The sequence below is a fragment of the Haemophilus sp. oral taxon 851 str. F0397 genome (assembly GCF_000242295.1).
GTDB lineage: Bacteria > Pseudomonadota > Gammaproteobacteria > Enterobacterales > Pasteurellaceae > Haemophilus.
In genome coordinates, this window is record NZ_JH591070.1 from 41,186 (window position 1) to 58,910 (window position 17,725).

The 17,725-nt window shown below is 38.6% G+C and carries 13 protein-coding genes; 8 read left to right on the forward strand and 5 right to left on the reverse strand.

Annotation, left to right across the window (positions count from 1 at the left end):
* Positions 1 to 119: 119 nt before the first annotated feature.
* Both HMPREF9096_RS06865 and HMPREF9096_RS06860 read right to left on the reverse strand, forming a co-directional pair.
* The gene (locus HMPREF9096_RS06865; RefSeq protein WP_009499965.1) at positions 120 to 485 is read right to left on the reverse strand and encodes a sel1 repeat family protein; all 366 of its coding nucleotides are present in this window, start codon (positions 483 to 485) and stop codon (positions 120 to 122) included.
* Positions 486 to 497: 12 nt separating this feature from the next.
* Positions 498 to 1,148 (reverse strand): tetratricopeptide repeat protein, encoded by a 651-nt coding sequence (locus HMPREF9096_RS06860; RefSeq protein WP_009499966.1) that lies wholly within the window; start codon positions 1,146 to 1,148, stop codon positions 498 to 500.
* A 248-nt stretch (positions 1,149 to 1,396) separates the two neighbouring features.
* On the opposite strand from HMPREF9096_RS06860, the gene metG reads away from it, so the two are divergent.
* Together metG and tehB are read left to right on the forward strand one after the other, a co-directional pair.
* Positions 1,397 to 3,445: a methionine--tRNA ligase gene (gene metG, locus HMPREF9096_RS06855; RefSeq protein ID WP_009499967.1), complete on the forward strand. Its 2,049-nt coding sequence runs from the start codon at positions 1,397 to 1,399 to the stop codon at positions 3,443 to 3,445.
* A 111-nt stretch (positions 3,446 to 3,556) separates the two neighbouring features.
* On the forward strand, positions 3,557 to 4,417 hold the full coding sequence (tehB, locus tag HMPREF9096_RS06850; RefSeq protein ID WP_009499969.1) for an SAM-dependent methyltransferase TehB: 861 nt from the start codon (positions 3,557 to 3,559) through the stop codon (positions 4,415 to 4,417).
* Positions 4,418 to 4,466: 49 nt separating this feature from the next.
* On the opposite strand, the gene gloB is transcribed toward tehB, so the two are convergent.
* Positions 4,467 to 5,183, reverse strand: coding sequence for a hydroxyacylglutathione hydrolase (gloB, locus tag HMPREF9096_RS06845; protein WP_032803275.1), 717 nt, complete (start codon positions 5,181 to 5,183; stop codon positions 4,467 to 4,469).
* A gap of 33 nt (positions 5,184 to 5,216) precedes the next feature.
* Here gloB and HMPREF9096_RS06840 point away from each other — a divergent pair, with 33 nt between their 5' ends.
* Complete coding sequence (locus HMPREF9096_RS06840; RefSeq protein WP_009499971.1) at positions 5,217 to 5,915, forward strand: methyltransferase domain-containing protein; 699 nt, start codon at positions 5,217 to 5,219, stop codon at positions 5,913 to 5,915.
* On the opposite strand, the gene HMPREF9096_RS06835 is transcribed toward HMPREF9096_RS06840, so the two are convergent.
* The gene (locus tag HMPREF9096_RS06835; RefSeq protein WP_009499972.1) at positions 5,912 to 6,718 is read right to left on the reverse strand and encodes a methyltransferase domain-containing protein; all 807 of its coding nucleotides are present in this window, start codon (positions 6,716 to 6,718) and stop codon (positions 5,912 to 5,914) included. The two genes, HMPREF9096_RS06840 and HMPREF9096_RS06835, sit on opposite strands and share 4 nt — an antisense overlap.
* 229 nt (positions 6,719 to 6,947) lie before the next feature.
* Here HMPREF9096_RS06835 and HMPREF9096_RS06830 point away from each other — a divergent pair, with 229 nt between their 5' ends.
* From HMPREF9096_RS06830 to gyrA, 3 genes are all read left to right on the forward strand, one after another.
* Complete coding sequence (locus tag HMPREF9096_RS06830) at positions 6,948 to 7,424, forward strand: hypothetical protein (protein WP_009499973.1); 477 nt, start codon at positions 6,948 to 6,950, stop codon at positions 7,422 to 7,424.
* Between the two features lie 136 nt (positions 7,425 to 7,560).
* Positions 7,561 to 9,324 (forward strand): 30S ribosomal protein S12 methylthiotransferase accessory factor YcaO, encoded by a 1,764-nt coding sequence (ycaO, locus tag HMPREF9096_RS06825; RefSeq protein WP_009499975.1) that lies wholly within the window; start codon positions 7,561 to 7,563, stop codon positions 9,322 to 9,324.
* A gap of 327 nt (positions 9,325 to 9,651) precedes the next feature.
* The gene (gene gyrA, locus HMPREF9096_RS06820) at positions 9,652 to 12,294 is read left to right on the forward strand and encodes a DNA topoisomerase (ATP-hydrolyzing) subunit A (protein ID WP_009499978.1); all 2,643 of its coding nucleotides are present in this window, start codon (positions 9,652 to 9,654) and stop codon (positions 12,292 to 12,294) included.
* A gap of 65 nt (positions 12,295 to 12,359) precedes the next feature.
* Here the strand turns inward: gyrA and HMPREF9096_RS06815 are convergent, their stop codons facing one another.
* Entirely contained in the window at positions 12,360 to 13,436 is a 1,077-nt protein-coding gene (locus HMPREF9096_RS06815) for a homoserine O-acetyltransferase (RefSeq protein ID WP_009499979.1), read from the reverse strand.
* Between the two features lie 157 nt (positions 13,437 to 13,593).
* Here HMPREF9096_RS06815 and HMPREF9096_RS06810 point away from each other — a divergent pair, with 157 nt between their 5' ends.
* Positions 13,594 to 14,274: a vancomycin high temperature exclusion protein gene (locus tag HMPREF9096_RS06810; RefSeq protein WP_032803276.1), complete on the forward strand. Its 681-nt coding sequence runs from the start codon at positions 13,594 to 13,596 to the stop codon at positions 14,272 to 14,274.
* A 549-nt stretch (positions 14,275 to 14,823) separates the two neighbouring features.
* Positions 14,824 to 17,682, forward strand: coding sequence for an autotransporter outer membrane beta-barrel domain-containing protein (locus HMPREF9096_RS06805; RefSeq protein WP_009499981.1), 2,859 nt, complete (start codon positions 14,824 to 14,826; stop codon positions 17,680 to 17,682).
* Positions 17,683 to 17,725: the final 43 nt, after the last annotated feature.

The window sequence follows — 17,725 nt, forward strand, 5'->3', positions numbered from 1 at the left end:
TATTTAATCACGGAAAGTGCGGTATGTTAAGTTAAAGTTTTTCAAACCGAATAAAAAACCTGTTTCTGATAACCGATTTCAGAAACAGGTATTTACTCAAATAATGGACTAAACTCAAATTATTCCATTATACAAGCTGTTTTTAGCCCTTTATGACAAGCCTGTTTAAATTTTTCTTTTGCCACCTCAAGGTTTTTTGAGAGATGTTGTCCGTTATAATATTGCTCTGCAAGATAGAAATCAGCATTTGCACAATTTTTCTCACTCGCCTTAGTAAATAACTCAAAAGATTGAGCGTATTTCTTATCTTTATAAGCTGCCACACCTAATTGAAAATCAGATTTAGCTTGTGATGAACAAGTTTCAACATCTAATGCCAAAGGCGAAATCATTGCAGGAAAGGTAATATCTTCATTAGAAGTACAAGCAGATAATACAGAAAGTGTTCCAACCAAAGAAACCATAACAATCAATTGTTTTTTCATAATATTTTTCCCCTATTTCTTATTGTAGCTTTTTAAAACTTTACAAGCTGTCTTGTAACCTTGTTTACAAGATTTATTAAATAATTCTTTGGCTTTCACTTGATTTTGTTTAACGCCTACTCCATTAGCATACATCTCACCTAAGTAAAATTGTGCCTGGTTATGTCCTTGCTCTGCAGCCTTGTTATACCATTTTAGTGCTTCAGCATAATCTTCTTCTACGCCTTTTCCAAATCTATACATTGAACCTAAGGCCGTTTGACCTGAGGCACTCCCCTGCTCTGCAGCCTTTCTATACAACTTTACTGCTTCAGCATAATCTTTTTCTACACCTTTTCCCTCTTCATACATCTCACCTAAGAAAAGTAAGGCAAACTCCTCCCCCTGATCTGCAGCTTTGCGATACCACTTTGCTGCCTCAACATAATCTTGCTTAAAAAATTCCCCATTATAATACATTACTCCTAAAAATAATTGCGCCGTAGAATCTCCTCTCACCATACCTGCATCTTTAAACTGTTCTGCAGCCTGTGCGAAATTATTCTTTCTATAAGCATCTATACCCACTTCTGTTCCGATATCTCTAGCTTCCACAGTTGAATGAAAAGAAAGAATAGAGGCACCTAACAATGCGCTGGTAAGCAGTATTTTTGTTAATTTCATATAATAATCTCTTAAGTTGATTTATAAAAAATACCAAATTTTTTGTTTGGCAATATGTTTTGTTAGTTTCTCTGTAAAGAGAAACTAACACCCAGTATACTGGGTGCAAAATGATTAAATTTTAAGCTTTTAAAATAGGTAATTTTAAATAAAGTGCAGTGGATTTTCCTTCCATTTTCAAACTAGAAAAAATCCCCTATTTAAAGTAAGATAAGCACAATTTTTGTATGCTAAAAAGAGAATAATAAATGACAACTCAACCCCGTAAAATTTTAGTCACTTGCGCCTTGCCTTATGCCAATGGGGCAATTCATTTAGGCCATATGTTAGAACATATCCAAGCGGATATTTGGGTGCGTTTTCAACGTATGCGTGGCAATAAAATCCATTTTGTCTGTGCGGACGATGCACACGGCACGCCGATTATGTTGAATGCTGATAAACTTGGTATTACACCTGAAGAATTAATTGCTAAAGCAAAAGCCGATCACGTGCGTGATTTTGCAGGTTTCAATATTAGTTTTGATAACTATCATTCCACTCACAGCGAGGAAAACAAACAGCTCACCGCAGAAATTTACAATAAACTCAAAGCCAATGGCTTTATTAAGAGTAAAGTTATTTCTCAGTTATTCGACCCTGAAAAAAATATGTTCTTGCCTGATCGTTTTGTAAAAGGCACTTGCCCGAAATGTAAAGCAGAAGATCAATATGGCGATAACTGCGAAGTTTGTGCTTCAACTTATAGCCCAATGGATTTAATTAATCCTCGTTCAGCCGTTTCTGGCGCAACACCTGTTGTAAAAGAATCTGAACACTTTTTCTTTGACTTACCTGCATTTGAAGGGATGTTAAAAGAATGGACTCGTTCTGGCTCACTTCAATCAGAAATTGCGAACAAAATGCAAGAATGGTTTGAGAGTGGTTTACAGCAATGGGATATTTCACGCGATGCGCCTTATTTCGGTTTTGAAATTCCGGGTGCAAAAGATAAATTCTTCTATGTTTGGTTAGATGCGCCAATCGGCTATATGGCTTCATTCAAAAATCTATGCAATCGTGAAGGCATTGATTTCAACGAATTTTGGGCTGAAGGCAGTGATGCAGAACTTTATCATTTCATCGGTAAAGACATCGTTTATTTCCACAGTCTATTCTGGCCAGCAATGCTTGAAGGCAGTGGCTATCGTAAACCGACTAATGTGTTCACTCATGGCTATGTCACGGTGGATGGGGCAAAAATGTCAAAATCTCGCGGGACTTTCATTCAAGCCAGCACTTATTTGAATCATATCGATCCTGAATGTTTGCGTTATTACTATGCGGCAAAATTAAATGATCGCATTGAAGATTTAGACTTTAATCTTGAAGATTTCGTACAACGTGTAAATACAGATATCGTAAATAAATTAGTGAATTTGGCTTCACGCAATGCAGGCTTTATTGCGAAACGCTTTGAAGGCAAACTTGCGGATAAACTGGAAGATGAAACATTATTTGCAGAATTTACCGCCCAAGCCGAGCAAATCGCAGCTTATTACGAAAGCCGTGAATACAATAAAGCCATTCGTGAAATTATGGCATTAACCGATAAAGCCAATAAATATATTGATGAAAAAGCCCCTTGGGTGATTGCAAAAGAAGAAGGCAAAGAGGCTGAATTACAAGCCGTATGTTCAATGGGGATTGAGCTTTTCCACGTGTTGATGTCTTACTTAAAACCTGTTCTACCAAAATTGGCAGAACGTGCAGAAGCCTTCTTACAAGCTGAATTACGTTGGGATAATATTCATCAACCATTGCTTAGTCATACCCTTGCACCATTCAAAGCCTTATTCTCTCGTTTAGAGAAAAAACAAATTGATGCCGTTGTGGAAGAAACCAAAGCCTTATTTGCCGCAGCCAATAAAGCAACAGAAAAAACTGAAGCAAAACCAACCGCACTTTCTGCCGTTGAACCTATTGCTGAAACCATCACTATTGATGATTTCGCTAAACTTGATATGCGTGTAGCAAAAGTATTGAAATGCGAAGCGGTGCCAGAATCCAATAAACTTTTACGTTTTGAATTGGATCTTGGCGATCATACTCGCCAAGTCTTCTCTGGCATTAAAGCGGCTTACAATAAGCCTGAAGAATTAGAAGGTCGTTTTGTGATTATGGTGGCAAACCTTGCACCACGTAAAATGAAATTCGGCGTGTCTGAGGGAATGATTCTATCCGCAGGCACGGGCGGAAGTGACTTATTCTTACTTTCTGCTGATAGCGGTGTCACCGCAGGCATGCAAGTCAAATAACAATTCAATCTAAATAAGGGCAACATTACGTTGCCCTTTTATTTTCTAGTTGAAAATAGGCGACTTATAACCTACTATAACACTCAACTATTTATCTGTTTGGAGAATATTATGAAAAACGAATTAATTTGCTATAAACAAATGCCAGTGTGGACAAAAGACAAATTGCCACAAATGTTCCAAGAAAAGCACAACACAAAAGTCGGCACTTGGGGAAAATTAACCGTATTAAAAGGCAAACTCAAATTTTATGAGCTAACAGAAAATGGCGATGTTGTTGCCGAGCATATTTTCACCCCAGAAAGCGAGATTCCTTTTGTTGAACCTCAAGCTTGGCATCGTGTTGAAGCGCTTTCTGATGATTTAGAATGTACCCTAGGTTTCTATTGCAAAAAAGAAGATTATTTCAGTAAAAAATACAACATGACTGCCACTCACGGCGATGTGGTGGATGCCGCAAAAATTATCTCGCCTTGTAAAGTGTTAGATTTAGGTTGCGGCCAAGGGCGTAATTCACTTTATTTAAGTTTATTAGGCTATGATGTGACCTCTTGGGATCACAATGAAAACAGCATTGCCTTTTTAAATGAAACCAAAGAGAAAGAAAACCTTAATATTTCTACCGCACTTTACGATATTAACTCTGCCAACATTCAAGAAAACTACGATTTTATTGTTTCAACAGTGGTGTTTATGTTCTTAAATCGTGAACGTGTACCGTCAATCATTAAAAATATGCAAGAACACACCAATGTTGGCGGGTATAACTTAATCGTTGCGGCTATGTCCACAGATGATGTGCCTTGCCCGCTTCCGTTCTCTTTCACTTTTGCTGAAAATGAATTAAAAGAATATTACAAAGATTGGGAATTCTTAGAATATAACGAAAATATGGGCGAATTACACAAAACCGATGAAAACGGCAATCGCATTAAAATGAAATTTGCCACAATGTTAGCGAGAAAGAAATAATCTGCTAATTTAAAAAGTCACCGCACTTTGCCTCAATAAAAAAGCTCACTTAGAACATATCTTTTGCTTTGCGAAGTGCGGTAAATTCTTCAAGTGTTTTTGCTTGTAAAAACGGATTAATTTCTCGCTCAAGTTTTAATGTTGTCGGCAAACTTGGTTTATTTTCAGCCCGTTGTGTTTCAACAAAAATACGTTGTTTTTCTATCGCACTTTTTTCTACCGCACCTTTATCCACCAGCACGGTTTCTGCAAACGCTAAATTCCCCAAGGTGTATTCATGAGCAGGACAAATAATCGTCTCGTCGGGCAATGTATTCAAACGCTGTAAACCTTCAAACATCTGCGCATAATTACCTGTGAAAACACGTCCGCAACCAGCAGAAAATAACGCATCGCCACAAAATAAATGATTATCTACTAAAAAACTCACGTGCTGTTTAGTGTGTCCCCCCGTCGGAATGACATCAATTTGATAATGTTCGGTAAGGATCTTCCCTTCGTTCACAATTTGAGTTGCGCCTTTTTTCTCACATTCTTGTGGCCCATAAATCGGCACTGTTGGATAACGTTTTTTAAATGCCGACACACCTTGTGTATGATCCTCATGTTCGTGGGTAAGCAACACCACCTCAACCGTTGAGTTTTGCTTATCTAGCCACGCAAACAGCTTGTCCGTTTCAGGTAAATCGACAATAATAAGAGGCAGATTTTCTCGTTGATAAAGCCAAATGTAGTTATCATTCAGCGCAGGCAAAGCAAATAACATAATCGTCCTTTTCATTTGTGATGGAGGAATAAAATGATTGTAAACTGGAATGCCAAAGCGACCAAGCCTTTCATTCAGCCTGAAAGTTGGCAAAATTTGCCAAAGGGGGATGATTATTGCCAACCCTTACGCCAAATATTAATGCCTTGGATGCCCAAAATTTTAGGTCATCAGGTTTTGAAAATTGGTGGGTTAAGTGGTGAAGTTACAACGAATTTACCTATGCACCACCAGATTATTTTGAGCGAAAAAATCACACCAAATCTCACCGCACTTTGTAATGCTAAAGTTAGCTTAATTCAAGCTAGCCTCACCGAATTGCCGTTTATTCAAAAAGAAATCCATGCCATGTTTTTAATGAATACGCTTAATTTTGCGCAAGATCCGCATCAAATTCTGCGTGAATCTCATCGTGTACTAGCTGATGATGGCTGGATTTTTATTGCTTTATTTAATCCATTAAGTCCGCTGATTTTCAAAAGAAAAATGGGCGATTATCCGCTGCGTCACTACCCTGCTTGGCGTGTGATTGATTGGCTTTCATTGCTCAATTTTGAAGTGATTGAAAAATGCCCTATCGCAACCAAGAATAAACGCGTAACAATCTTTTCGCCACTCACGTTAATCATTGCGCAAAAACGTACCTATCCACTGATGCTTAACCTAGAAAAAGTGCGGTCAAAAATACCGGTATTTTTAGAACCGGTAAATGTATTCAAGCTGAAAAGTTAGGTACGTTCCACATTCCACCAAATCAACGCCCATTTTTTCTGTCCGTGAGAAATGGGTTCTTTGTTGGCTTGTTTACGATCGTAAAAGGCTTTCAAACCTTGTTTTTCTTTTTCGGAAAGTTCGCCTAAAGAAAATTCCACCGAGGCTAATAAATCCTCGTAGCTTTCACCTTGAAAACAACCCGATTCTGTTTCAATAAAATTCAAATTTGCCTGAATGCCTTTTTGATACAACCGATTGAGTAAATAAATATAAGTGGGAAAACCAATATCTTCACGCCCAATCGCCTCAAATACGCCCTCATCTAAAAAATGACGTTGCGTGACAGAAGTCAAAAACACACGTTTCTTCGCTTTGGCACAGAGTTTTTCGATCATATCGTCCAAATCGTCCACCAACGTTGAACGAGATGCCAATACCACATCAGCTTGCGGCACATCATCCCAATTATCCGCCCAAGATTTATGAAATGTAGTCAGATTATGCAAACCAAATTTCTGTTTGAACTGCGCCAAGCAATCTAACATTCCATTGCTATAATCTAAGGCATATACCGCTGAACCTTGTTGTGCGAGTGGCACAGCAAAAGTACCGGGGCCACAACCAATATCCAACACAGTTTCATCGGTTTGCACATTCATTGCTTGCAATAATTGCTGATTATATGCCGAAGGCTTGCCGACCAAATTTTCTGCCATTTTCACGGCTTTTTTATCCCATTTTGTCGAAGGCAAGTTGTAATGATTACAAGCGATTAAGTGTTGTTGATAAAGTTCAGCAAAATTGATGTCGTAAATAGTCATAGTGATTTTTCAATGTAGTTATTCAAATGTTGATGTAAAAGTTCGGGCGAAGTGCGGTTAAAATGGTAAGCGTTTTTTCATTTTAACTTTTTAAAAACGAGACATTACAACGAATTCTACAGCATCGATATATTAATTCAAATATAACGTAGCAAAATAAGATAAAAGAATTCTATAATATTAGATGTTCTATATTTTCTTATAGTTTTTTGTAGAAAAGGATAATTCAATGAAATTTGAAGTGATTTATAAATTTTTCTTAGTGTGGGGATTAGCCTTAAGTTTGCTTTTCGTTGTTGCAAGTGGTATTTCAATGTGGTTGGGCTTTCCTTTTACTCAAGCCTTAGACATCCATCTTTTCTTTGCTGGATTTGCCGTATTTGGTTTGTTGCTGCATTTATATAGCCGCAAGAAGAAATGGGTAAAAATCAACACTCAATTTACCGATCTTATTACGCATAATCTCATGCCCTCTTATTGCAATTTAGATCGTTTGATAATGACTTTCGAACATTTTTCTATTCAACAAATCGCTGAACAACTCAATCTTTCTCTCCCACTTTTATTAAATGAATTATCACAAGCTCAAATAAACATTACCGATTCCCACCGCACTTTACGCGAAAACTTTCCTCTTAACGATGAGAAAATTTTCGCCACCATTACGATTGCTTTGAAAGTGCGGTTCAATCCAACTCTACTTTAACGCCAATCAAATATACGTTAAAAGTGCGGTAGAAAACCCCGAATTTTTTCGGGGTTTATTTTTGCCGAAAAAATCTTGCCCCGCTATTAAAACTCCCCTATTATTCACCGCACTTTTTTCTTATTTAGGAACAAAAATGACAGAACAAACGTTTATCCCTGGCAAAGATGCCGCATTGGAAGATAGTATTGCAAAATTTCAACAAAAATTGACCGCACTTGGTTTTAATATTGAAGAGGCATCTTGGCTAAATCCAGTGCCAAATGTGTGGTCTGTGCATATTCGCGATAAAGACTGCCCACAGTGTTTTTCCAATGGTAAAGGGGCAAGCAAAAAAGCGGCGTTAGCTTCTGCCCTTGGCGAATATTTTGAGCGTCTTTCTACTAATTATTTCTTTGCTGATTTCTATTTAGGGCAAGAAATCGCAAACGGCGATTTTGTGCATTATCCCAATGAACAATGGTTCCCGATTGAAGATGATGCCTTACTGCCTAATAGTATTTTAGATGATTATTTATTGGATTATTTTGATCCTAACGCCGAGCTTACTCCTGAATTATTGGTAGATTTACAATCTGGCAATTATGATCGCGGGATCGTGGCGATGCCTTATGTTCGTCAATCGGACGAACAAACCGTTTACATTCCACAAAGTATTATTGCCAACCTTTATGTCTCAAATGGTATGTCTGCGGGCAATACAAAATTTGAAGCACGTGTGCAAGGCTTGTCAGAAGTATTTGAGCGTTATGTGAAAAATAAAATTATCGCCGAAGCGATCAGTCTGCCAGAAATTCCAAAATCGGTGATGGATCGCTATCCATCTATTCAGGCTTCCATTGCAAAATTAGAGGAAGAAGGCTTCCCAATTTATGCGTTTGATGCTTCACTTGGCGGAAAATACCCTGTTATTTGCGTCGTATTATTAAATCCGAATAACGGCACTTGCTTTGCCTCTTTTGGTGCACATCCAAATTTCCAAGTGGCCTTAGAACGTACGGTGACTGAACTTTTACAAGGTCGCAGTTTGAAAGATTTAGATGTGTTCTCTCCGCCATCTTTTAATAACGATGATGTGGCTGAACATGCTAATTTAGAAACCCACTTTATTGATTCGAGCGGTTTAATTTCTTGGGATTTATTCAAAGAAACGCCTGATTATGACTTTGCTGATTGGGATTTCAGTGGTACAACGCAAGAAGAATACAATAATTTAATGACAATTTTCCGTGCGGATGAAAAAGAAGTTTACGTGATGGATTACAACCATTTGGATGTCTATGCGTGCCGCATTATTGTGCCAGGCATGTCTGATATTTATCCTGCAGACGATTTAATTTACGCCAACAACAATATGGGAATGGATTGGCGCGAAATTTTACTCGATTTACCAAACTGGCATCACGATGCGGAAACCTATCAAGAGTTATTAGAAGAATTAGATGGCCAAGATATTGACGATGCAACTCGCGTGCGTGAATTTATTGGTATCGTTGCACCTAAAAATACCGGCTGGACAACCTTACGCGTGGGCGAATTAAAATCAATGCTCCATCTTGCATTAGGCGAATTAGAACAGGCATTAGATTGGGCAAACTGGACGCTGAATATGAACAGTTCTGTATTTACTGTAGAACGTGTGAATTATTACCGTGCATTAATTTCCATCATTGAATTACATTTGGATCAAAATCGCGACCCAGCACAATATCGTGCAGTGTTTGAAAAAATGTATGGCAAAGATGCAGTTAAACAAGCTTGGGCAGCTGTCTCTGAAGGGGGTAATCCATTCTACAATCTTCCAGCAAGTGATGAACATTTGGAAAACTTTAAGGAACATCAGGCATTGCTAGGGGCTTATGGGAAGTTGCAGAAAGCGAAGCGTGATAATTGGAAATAATTAGGTTAGGATTTCGCCTGACGACGACCAACTTTCTTTTACTCGTGTAAAAGAAATCCCTCCCTTCTTTTCCGCCTTTGTGTAATTGAATTTGTAGGAAATTTTCGTCTGTTTGAGCGCAGCGAGTTCAGAAAATTTCCGTTAAGCAAATTCAATGGAACAAAGGAAATAAGGAAAAGCAGGGTTGCCTTTCTTTTTGCCTACTTTTTCTTTGGAAAAGCAAAGAAAAAGTAGGTCGCCATCAGGTGAAATCCTGATATCAAAAACCACATATCCACAATTTTATGCTATAATCCGCCACAATTTTTGATCAAAAAAGGAATACCAATGACGGATTCAATCCAATCATCTATCACCCCTGTCAATATCGAAGAAGAACTCAAATCTTCCTACCTTGACTACGCGATGTCGGTTATCGTTGGGCGTGCATTACCTGACGTTCGAGATGGTTTAAAACCTGTTCACCGCCGAGTACTATTCTCAATGGATCGCGAAGGCAATACCGCCAATAAAAAATACGTAAAATCAGCGCGTGTTGTAGGTGATGTAATCGGTAAATATCACCCGCATGGTGACTCAGCTGTGTACGATACAATCGTTCGTATGGCACAACCATTCTCACTTCGCTATATGTTGGTTGATGGGCAAGGTAACTTTGGTTCAATTGATGGTGATGCGCCCGCTGCGATGCGTTATACCGAAGTACGTATGCAAAAAATCACGCAAGCATTGCTCACGGATTTGGATAAAGAAACCGTCAATTTCTCGCCAAACTATGATGGCGAATTAATGATTCCAGATGTATTGCCGACTCGTATTCCTGCACTTTTAGCAAATGGTTCTTCAGGTATTGCAGTGGGGATGGCAACTAACATTCCTCCTCACAACTTAAATGAAGTATTAAATGGTTGTTTGGCTTATATCGACAACAATGAAATTACCATTGATGAATTAATGCAACATATTCCGGGCCCAGACTTCCCAACCGCGGCATTAATTAATGGTCGTAAAGGAATTGAAGAGGCCTATCGCACTGGTCGTGGTAAAGTGTATGTTCGTGCTCGTGCAACAGTAGAAACCAACGAAAAAGGACGCGAGCAAATTATCGTGTCTGAATTGCCATACCAAGTAAATAAAGCAAAATTAGTCGAGAAAATCGCCGAATTAATTCGCGAGAAAAAAATCGAAGGTATCAGCAATATTACTGACCTTTCAAACAAAGAAGGGATCCGTATTGAAATTGATATTAAACGTGATGCAGTAGGGGAAGTGGTATTAAACCATCTTTACTCGCTAACCCAAATGCAAGTGACCTTTGGTATCAATATGGTGGCATTGGATCACGGTCAGCCACGTTTATTTAATCTTAAAGAAATCATTGAATCGTTCGTTTTACACCGCCGTGAAGTCGTTACACGTCGTTCTATCTTTGAACTTCGGAAAGCGCGTGAACGCACGCACATTTTGGAAGGTTTAGCGGTTGCTCGTTCTAATATCGATGAAATGATTGCGATCATTCGTAACTCTAAAAACCGTGAAGAGGCTGCAGCAGCAATCAGTTCACGCTCTTGGACGTTACATAGCGATATTATTAATCTTCTTGATGTTTCTGCTCGTCCTGATGATTTAGAAGAAAATTTAGGTATTCAAGGTGAACAATATTACTTATCGCCAGCGCAAGTAAACGCAATTTTAGAACTTCGCTTACATCGTTTAACTGGCATTGCGTTTGAAGAAGTTGTAAAAGAATATGAGGAATTATTAGTTAAAATTGCGGATCTTCTTCATATTTTAAGTAGCGCAGAACGTTTAATGGAAGTGATTCGTGAAGAATTGGAAGAAGTGAAAGCACAATTCGGTGATGATCGTTTAACTGAAATTACCGCAGCTTCTGGCGATATTGATTTAGAAGATTTAATCGCACAAGAAGATGTGGTTGTGACACTTTCTCACGAAGGTTATGTGAAGTACCAACCACTGACCGACTATGAAGCACAACGCCGTGGCGGTAAAGGTAAATCTGCAACGAAGATGAAAGAAGAAGATTTCATCGAAAAATTACTGGTGGCAAATACTCACGATACGATCCTCTGTTTCTCTAGCCGTGGCCGTTTATATTGGTTGAAAGTATATCAACTTCCACAAGCAAGCCGTGGTGCACGCGGTCGTCCAATTGTGAATATTCTTCCGTTACAAGAAAACGAACGTATTACTGCAATCTTGCCAGTTTCTGCTTACGAAGAAGATAAATTCGTAGTTATGGCAACTGCTGGCGGTATTGTGAAGAAAATCGCCTTAACCGAATTTAGTCGTCCACGTTCAAACGGTATCATCGCATTGAATTTACGTGACGAAGATGAATTAATCGGTGTTGATATTACTGATGGCAGCAACGAAATTATGTTGTTCTCATCACAAGGTCGCGTGGTACGTTTTGCAGAAAATGCTGTTCGTGCAATGGGGCGTTTAGCAACTGGGGTTCGCGGTATCAAACTCGCTTTAACAAACGATATTTCTGACGATGAAAGTGCGGTAGAAATTGAAGAAATTTCTGATGACAACGCCGAAGCATCATTAGATTTAAATATCGATAAAGTGGTTTCTCTCGTTGTGCCAAAAGGTGAAGGTGCAATTTTAACTGCAACGCAAAACGGCTACGGAAAACGCACACAATTAAGTGAATACCCAACTAAATCACGTAATACAAAAGGTGTGATTTCAATTAAAGTGAGTGAACGCAATGGTAAAGTAGTTGCCGCAACTCAAGTAGAAGAAACCGACCAAATTATGTTGATTACCGATGCTGGAACCCTTGTTCGCACACGCGTAAGCGAAGTGAGCATCGTAGGCCGTAACACTCAAGGTGTTCGTTTAATTCGTACCGCAGATGATGAACATGTAGTAAGTTTAGAACGTGTTTGTGATGCAGATGAAGAAGATTCTTTGGAAGAACTCGGTTCTGAAGAATAGCCTATTATAAAAGAACCTATTATAAAAGAAAAAGTGCGGTGAAATTTCACCGCACTTTTTTATATCTAATTACCCGCCAAACCATCTCGAATTCGTTTTTCAAATTGATCATAATCCACTAAAAACGCATCGTGTCCGTAATCTGATGGGAATTCGTAAAAATGTATATCGACTCCACTTTGTTCTAAAAGCTGTTTACTTTTATAAAGGTCAACTGGCTTAAAAAGCTGGTCCGTTGTCACAGAAACCAGCGTATAACGCGCTTTAATGCGTGACAATGCCTCTTTAACATTTTCATACCCAATGCTTGGATCATACATATCCAACGCACGTAACAAATGCAAATAACTATTGGCATCAAAACGTTCTAAAAATTTTTTACCTTGATAAGAAAGGTAGGATTCAACTTGAAAGTAATCGCCCCAAAAACTGCCATCTGATTTTGTTGCTCGTCCAAAGGCTTTTGCAAGCTGTAAATCAGTACGGTAAGTCAACATACCTAGCATACGAGCAATAGATAGCCCTTGATCTGGCGGTGTACCATCATAGTAATCGCCACCATTAAAATTAGGGTCATTAATTACCGCTTGACGCATAACATGGTTAAAGCCTATAGCTTCAGCACTAAAATAAATGGATGAGCAAAGATTTACGATATTATCCATAAAATCAGGATAATCAATCGCCCATTGATTCGCTTGCATACCGCCAAAAGATCCACCAATAATGGCTTTTAAATGGCTAATGCCAAGATGATCAAGCAAGGCTTTTTGTACTTTGACAATATCTTGCACGACAATATTAGGAAATTGGCTACCATAAGGTTTACCCGTTTGCGGATTAATTGATGAAGGCCCAGTTGTTCCCTTGCAACCACCTAATACGTTCGAGCTAATAAAAAAATAACGATCCGTATCCAATGCTAAACCTGCTCCCATAAAATTCTGCCACCAGCCATCGCGACCGTCATCAAAATAAGGCTCAGCATCGCCAGTCAAAGCGTGACAAATTAATACCGCATTATTTTTTTCGGCATTTAGCGTACCATAAGTTTGATACGCAACATTGATATGGGAAAGCTTGCCACCAAGCGTCATGGTTAAAGGCTGTGTGTCAAAAAGCACTACATTTTGCACAGACATTGGAAACCTATTGTAATAATGAGAATGGCACTTAAACTATCAGTAAGTCGATTAGGTTGTCAAGAAATTTTAGCCGTCTAAACGGCTAAATTATCACACATCAATGCAATTCATAAAATCCATCAAATTCTCCTTGAAGTGCGGGGAATTTTTCATTATGTTTACAGACATGATAATAAAAAAATTACCATCAAAATTAACCGCACTTTTTCGTATATCGCTCTATACAATCTTTGCATTGATTATGCTTTGCTTGCTTGTCGATAAAGGCGTAAGTTTTTATGTGCGTGATAAGATATTCACGAATATTGATGAACTCCCCCCTCGCGCATATGCTCTTGTGCTGGGCACATCGAAATATATTATTGGTGGAAAACCTAATGCTTATTACGAGTATCGTTTAGCCGCCGCAAAAGAGTTGATCGATCATCAAAAAGTCAATTACCTTTTATTAAGTGGCGATAATCGCACTATCCAATATAACGAACCAAGAGCAATGTTTCGTGATTTACGAAAAATGGGCGTATCTGAAGCCTCTATGTTCCGTGATTTTGCTGGTTTCCGTACGCTAGATTCCGTTATCCGAGCAGATAAAATTTTCCAAGTACAAGCATTTACGATTGTCAGCCAAAAATTTCATTGCGAACGCGCACTTTTAATAGCCAAAGCACATGATATTGATGCGATTTGTTTTGTAGCAAAACAACCCGAATTACATCTATCTACTCGAATAAGAGAAGTTTTTGCGCGTATAAAAGCAGTTTTGGATTTGATATTAGGAGTTGAGCCTTATTTTTTGGGAGAGCCTCAGCCATTGCCAAACAGCACCACATTATAAATATTAATCTAAATCATATTTCTTCTATTTTTTAAAATCACACTAATCTAAACTTGTTAAATAAACACAAACCGATTAAAATTTAGCCGATAAGGAAAATCCTGTTTTATGATAAAGGATTTACTTTAATTGTCGTTGAACTCACAACTTTGTTAGGTTAACTTATGAAACAAGAATCCCAAAAGCAAGCAAGCAAGCAAGCAAGCAAGCAAGCAAAATTGTAAAAAAAAACTTCTTAGTATTCTAATCTCTTCTGCCCTTTCTACTACCTATTATTCACTTAGTACAACTCCAGCCTACGCAGCTTTAACAGAAAATATTACAACAGACACCACGCTTACTGGTGAAACAGATTCTCTTCCAGATAATAAACAGCTTTCTGTAGAAAACGGTGCACATTTAACATTAAAAGGCGAAGAAACCATAAATGAAACAATTACAGGAGACGAGATAGTTCCCTTATATGTAGAAGGTTCCAAACTAACAGCTGAAACGTTAAATATCAATGTCACCCCTAGTGACAAGGCAACAAACAATCGCCCTAAAGGAATGATTGTTCGTGGTAATTCAACTGCCGAGATCAAAAACCTTAATATCAATGTCACAAAATCCAATCGTGAGAAAAATACAAGCCAATCAGCTGATTCTGACGCGGCTTATGGGCTGGCTGTAGGGTATAACTGGAATGGGGGGAGTAATACTGGTAATGCTCGTGTTAATGTAGAAAACGCAAATATTACAGTAAATAATACAGCAGATACTGTAAGAGGGAATTATACTGGAGTTCCTATTCCTGGTGGAAAATTTGAAACTGGCTATCAATATTCTGGTATTAGAGTATATCGTTCAACAGGTTCAACACCAGAATTTCATTCTACAGGAAAAGTAGATATTAAAGTTTCTGATGTGAGTGCAAATAAAGTTGCAGATTATATGGTGGGGCTTTACGTATCAGGTAATGATGCTAAGGCTATTTTAGACGGGGATACAAATATCAGTGTCACAGCAAATGGTATTAACTCTGCAGGTATTAAAATCGGGAAACCTGGCAACGGAGATGCTGGTAAAAATGCGACGGTAGAAGCCAATGGAAAATTAACCGTAGATACTACTTCAATTAATGGAACGACTCTTGCGAAAGGAAAAACTTATCGCGGTTCAGGTGCGGTACGTTTATTTGATGAAGGCTCAAAATTCACTATTACAGGTGAAAAAAATAAGAATGAAGCTTCTGAAATTCGAACCAGTACAAATGCTTTAGTTTTCGATACTATTGATTATGAGAATCTTGGAGAAGTAAAAAAATTTTTTACTTTTTACGAAATGCTTGCGAGAGGTAAAGATAATAAAAATAATCAGGTTAGCTTAGTTAATACCAAACTTTCCACCACCTCGAAAACCGATAGCCTTATTCTTGCCAATGCCCGTTTTAAAAAAGAAGGTGACTTGATGTGGGGAGCAAAGCTATTAGGTAAACAAGACGCTTTACTACGCTATTTTACTTGGGGTGCATTTAATGTAAAAAATGCAACATTCAAACTTTCAGGCGACAAATCCATCGCCACTGCTGCGTCAAAGGGATGGGCTGTGTATGCTAAATCAGAAAAAATTGACGAAGCCAATAAAACCGCCGAAGCCCATTCAGAACTTACCGCCACTTTTAGCGATGGTGCAAAATTAACAGGTCTTGTTCATCAAGATATTGGCTCAACCTTAACCATGAATGTGGACAACAAAGCAGTTTGGTTCTTAAATAAAAAAGAAGATGAAACTGAACAACGTTCTACTGCAAAATCAGTCACGCTTAGTAATGGTGGTGTATTAGATGCAGGAAGCCATCCAGCGGAAAAATACATTGTTAAAGTATCATCAAATGGCGCTGATAAAGATGGGACATTCACCAATGATCACGGTATCATCACCCTCGCTAATCAATCCTATGCCGACAAACTTACCATTGAAGGGAATTATGAAGGTAAAGATGGTGTGTTAAAAGTGAACACTAAATGGAATACTACCGGCGATTATCTTGGAACAAATTCAGAATCAGATTTATTAACGATTACAGGTGATGCCTCTGGTAACACGACTGTCAAAGCCGTTAAAACAGATGGTACTGAAGATGTTATTGATGGCACAATTGGCGAACTTACCGATCGCTACAAACGTAGTGTCCCTGTTATTAAAGTTTTAGGCAAAGACAATGGAACAGAAGGCAATGAAATAAATTCTACGGATGCAACTAAACCTTACGCTTACAATACACGTTCAACCTTTACTGGTACAGCAAAAACCACAGGGGCAGGAGAATTACAATTAGTTTCACATAAAGATGACAATGGTGTAACAGAATACTTCTGGACTTTAACCACACCAAATAAAGATAAAACCATCATCACGCCAAGCGCACCAGCCTACGCACTCGTTCCTCGCCAAAACTTGGAATTAGGCTATACAATGTTGGATACACTTCACCAACGCCGTGGCGAAAATCAAACCCTTTCTTGGGATAAACAAGGCAGTTATTGGCAAGATGTGGAAAAACAATCTTGGGGTCGTGTGATTGGTAAACACCTCAAACTCGATGGCAAAGAACGCTTTGGTTTAAAAACCAATATGTACGGCTTCCAAGTTGGGCACGACTTTGATGTTAAAACCAAACAAGATGATGAGGGCAAACTTACCCGCCGTTTTACCGGCCTGTATTTCGGCGCGTTACGTTCTCACAGCAAATTCTATGATGAATACCGTGCGAAAAATGGTGTCGTGATTGCAGATAAATTAACTTCTCGCGTAAAAACTACCGCACTTAATCTTGGTGTAACTGACACGCGTTACAATGAAAATGGCACTTACATTGACTGGGTGGGACAACTCTCTTGGTTAAATAACCGTTATTCATCCGTTGATGGCACACAAGCGAAAAATCACGGCTGGGGTGCTGCCCTTTCAGTGGAAACTGGTCGTCCTTACGCATTAGGTAAAGATAAAACCAACAACGGAGATAGCTGGATTTTAGAGCCACAAGCACAACTGATTGCACAATACTTGCGCTTAGGCAACTTTAACGACGGCACTCGTGCAGTTTCTCAAAAAGGTTATGGCTTGCGTGGTCGTGTTGGTTTCCGTTTGGCGTATAACACACCAAATGATAAACAACGCACTCGCACCTATTATTTCATCGGTAATATTTGGCACGATTTTAAAGCAACGGGCAATGCATTAATTGGTCGTGACAAATTAACCGAGGAATTTGACCGCACTTGGTGGGAATTAGGCTTAGGCTCTCAATTCTCATTAAGTGAAAACACTTACCTTTATGCAGATGCTCGCTACGAAAAATCCTTCGATAGCAACCGACACAAAGGTTACCAAGGCACCGTGGGTGTGAAATATTCTTGGAAATAATCTTCTAGAAAAAATAAGGGCTGATTTTAAATATCAGCCCTTT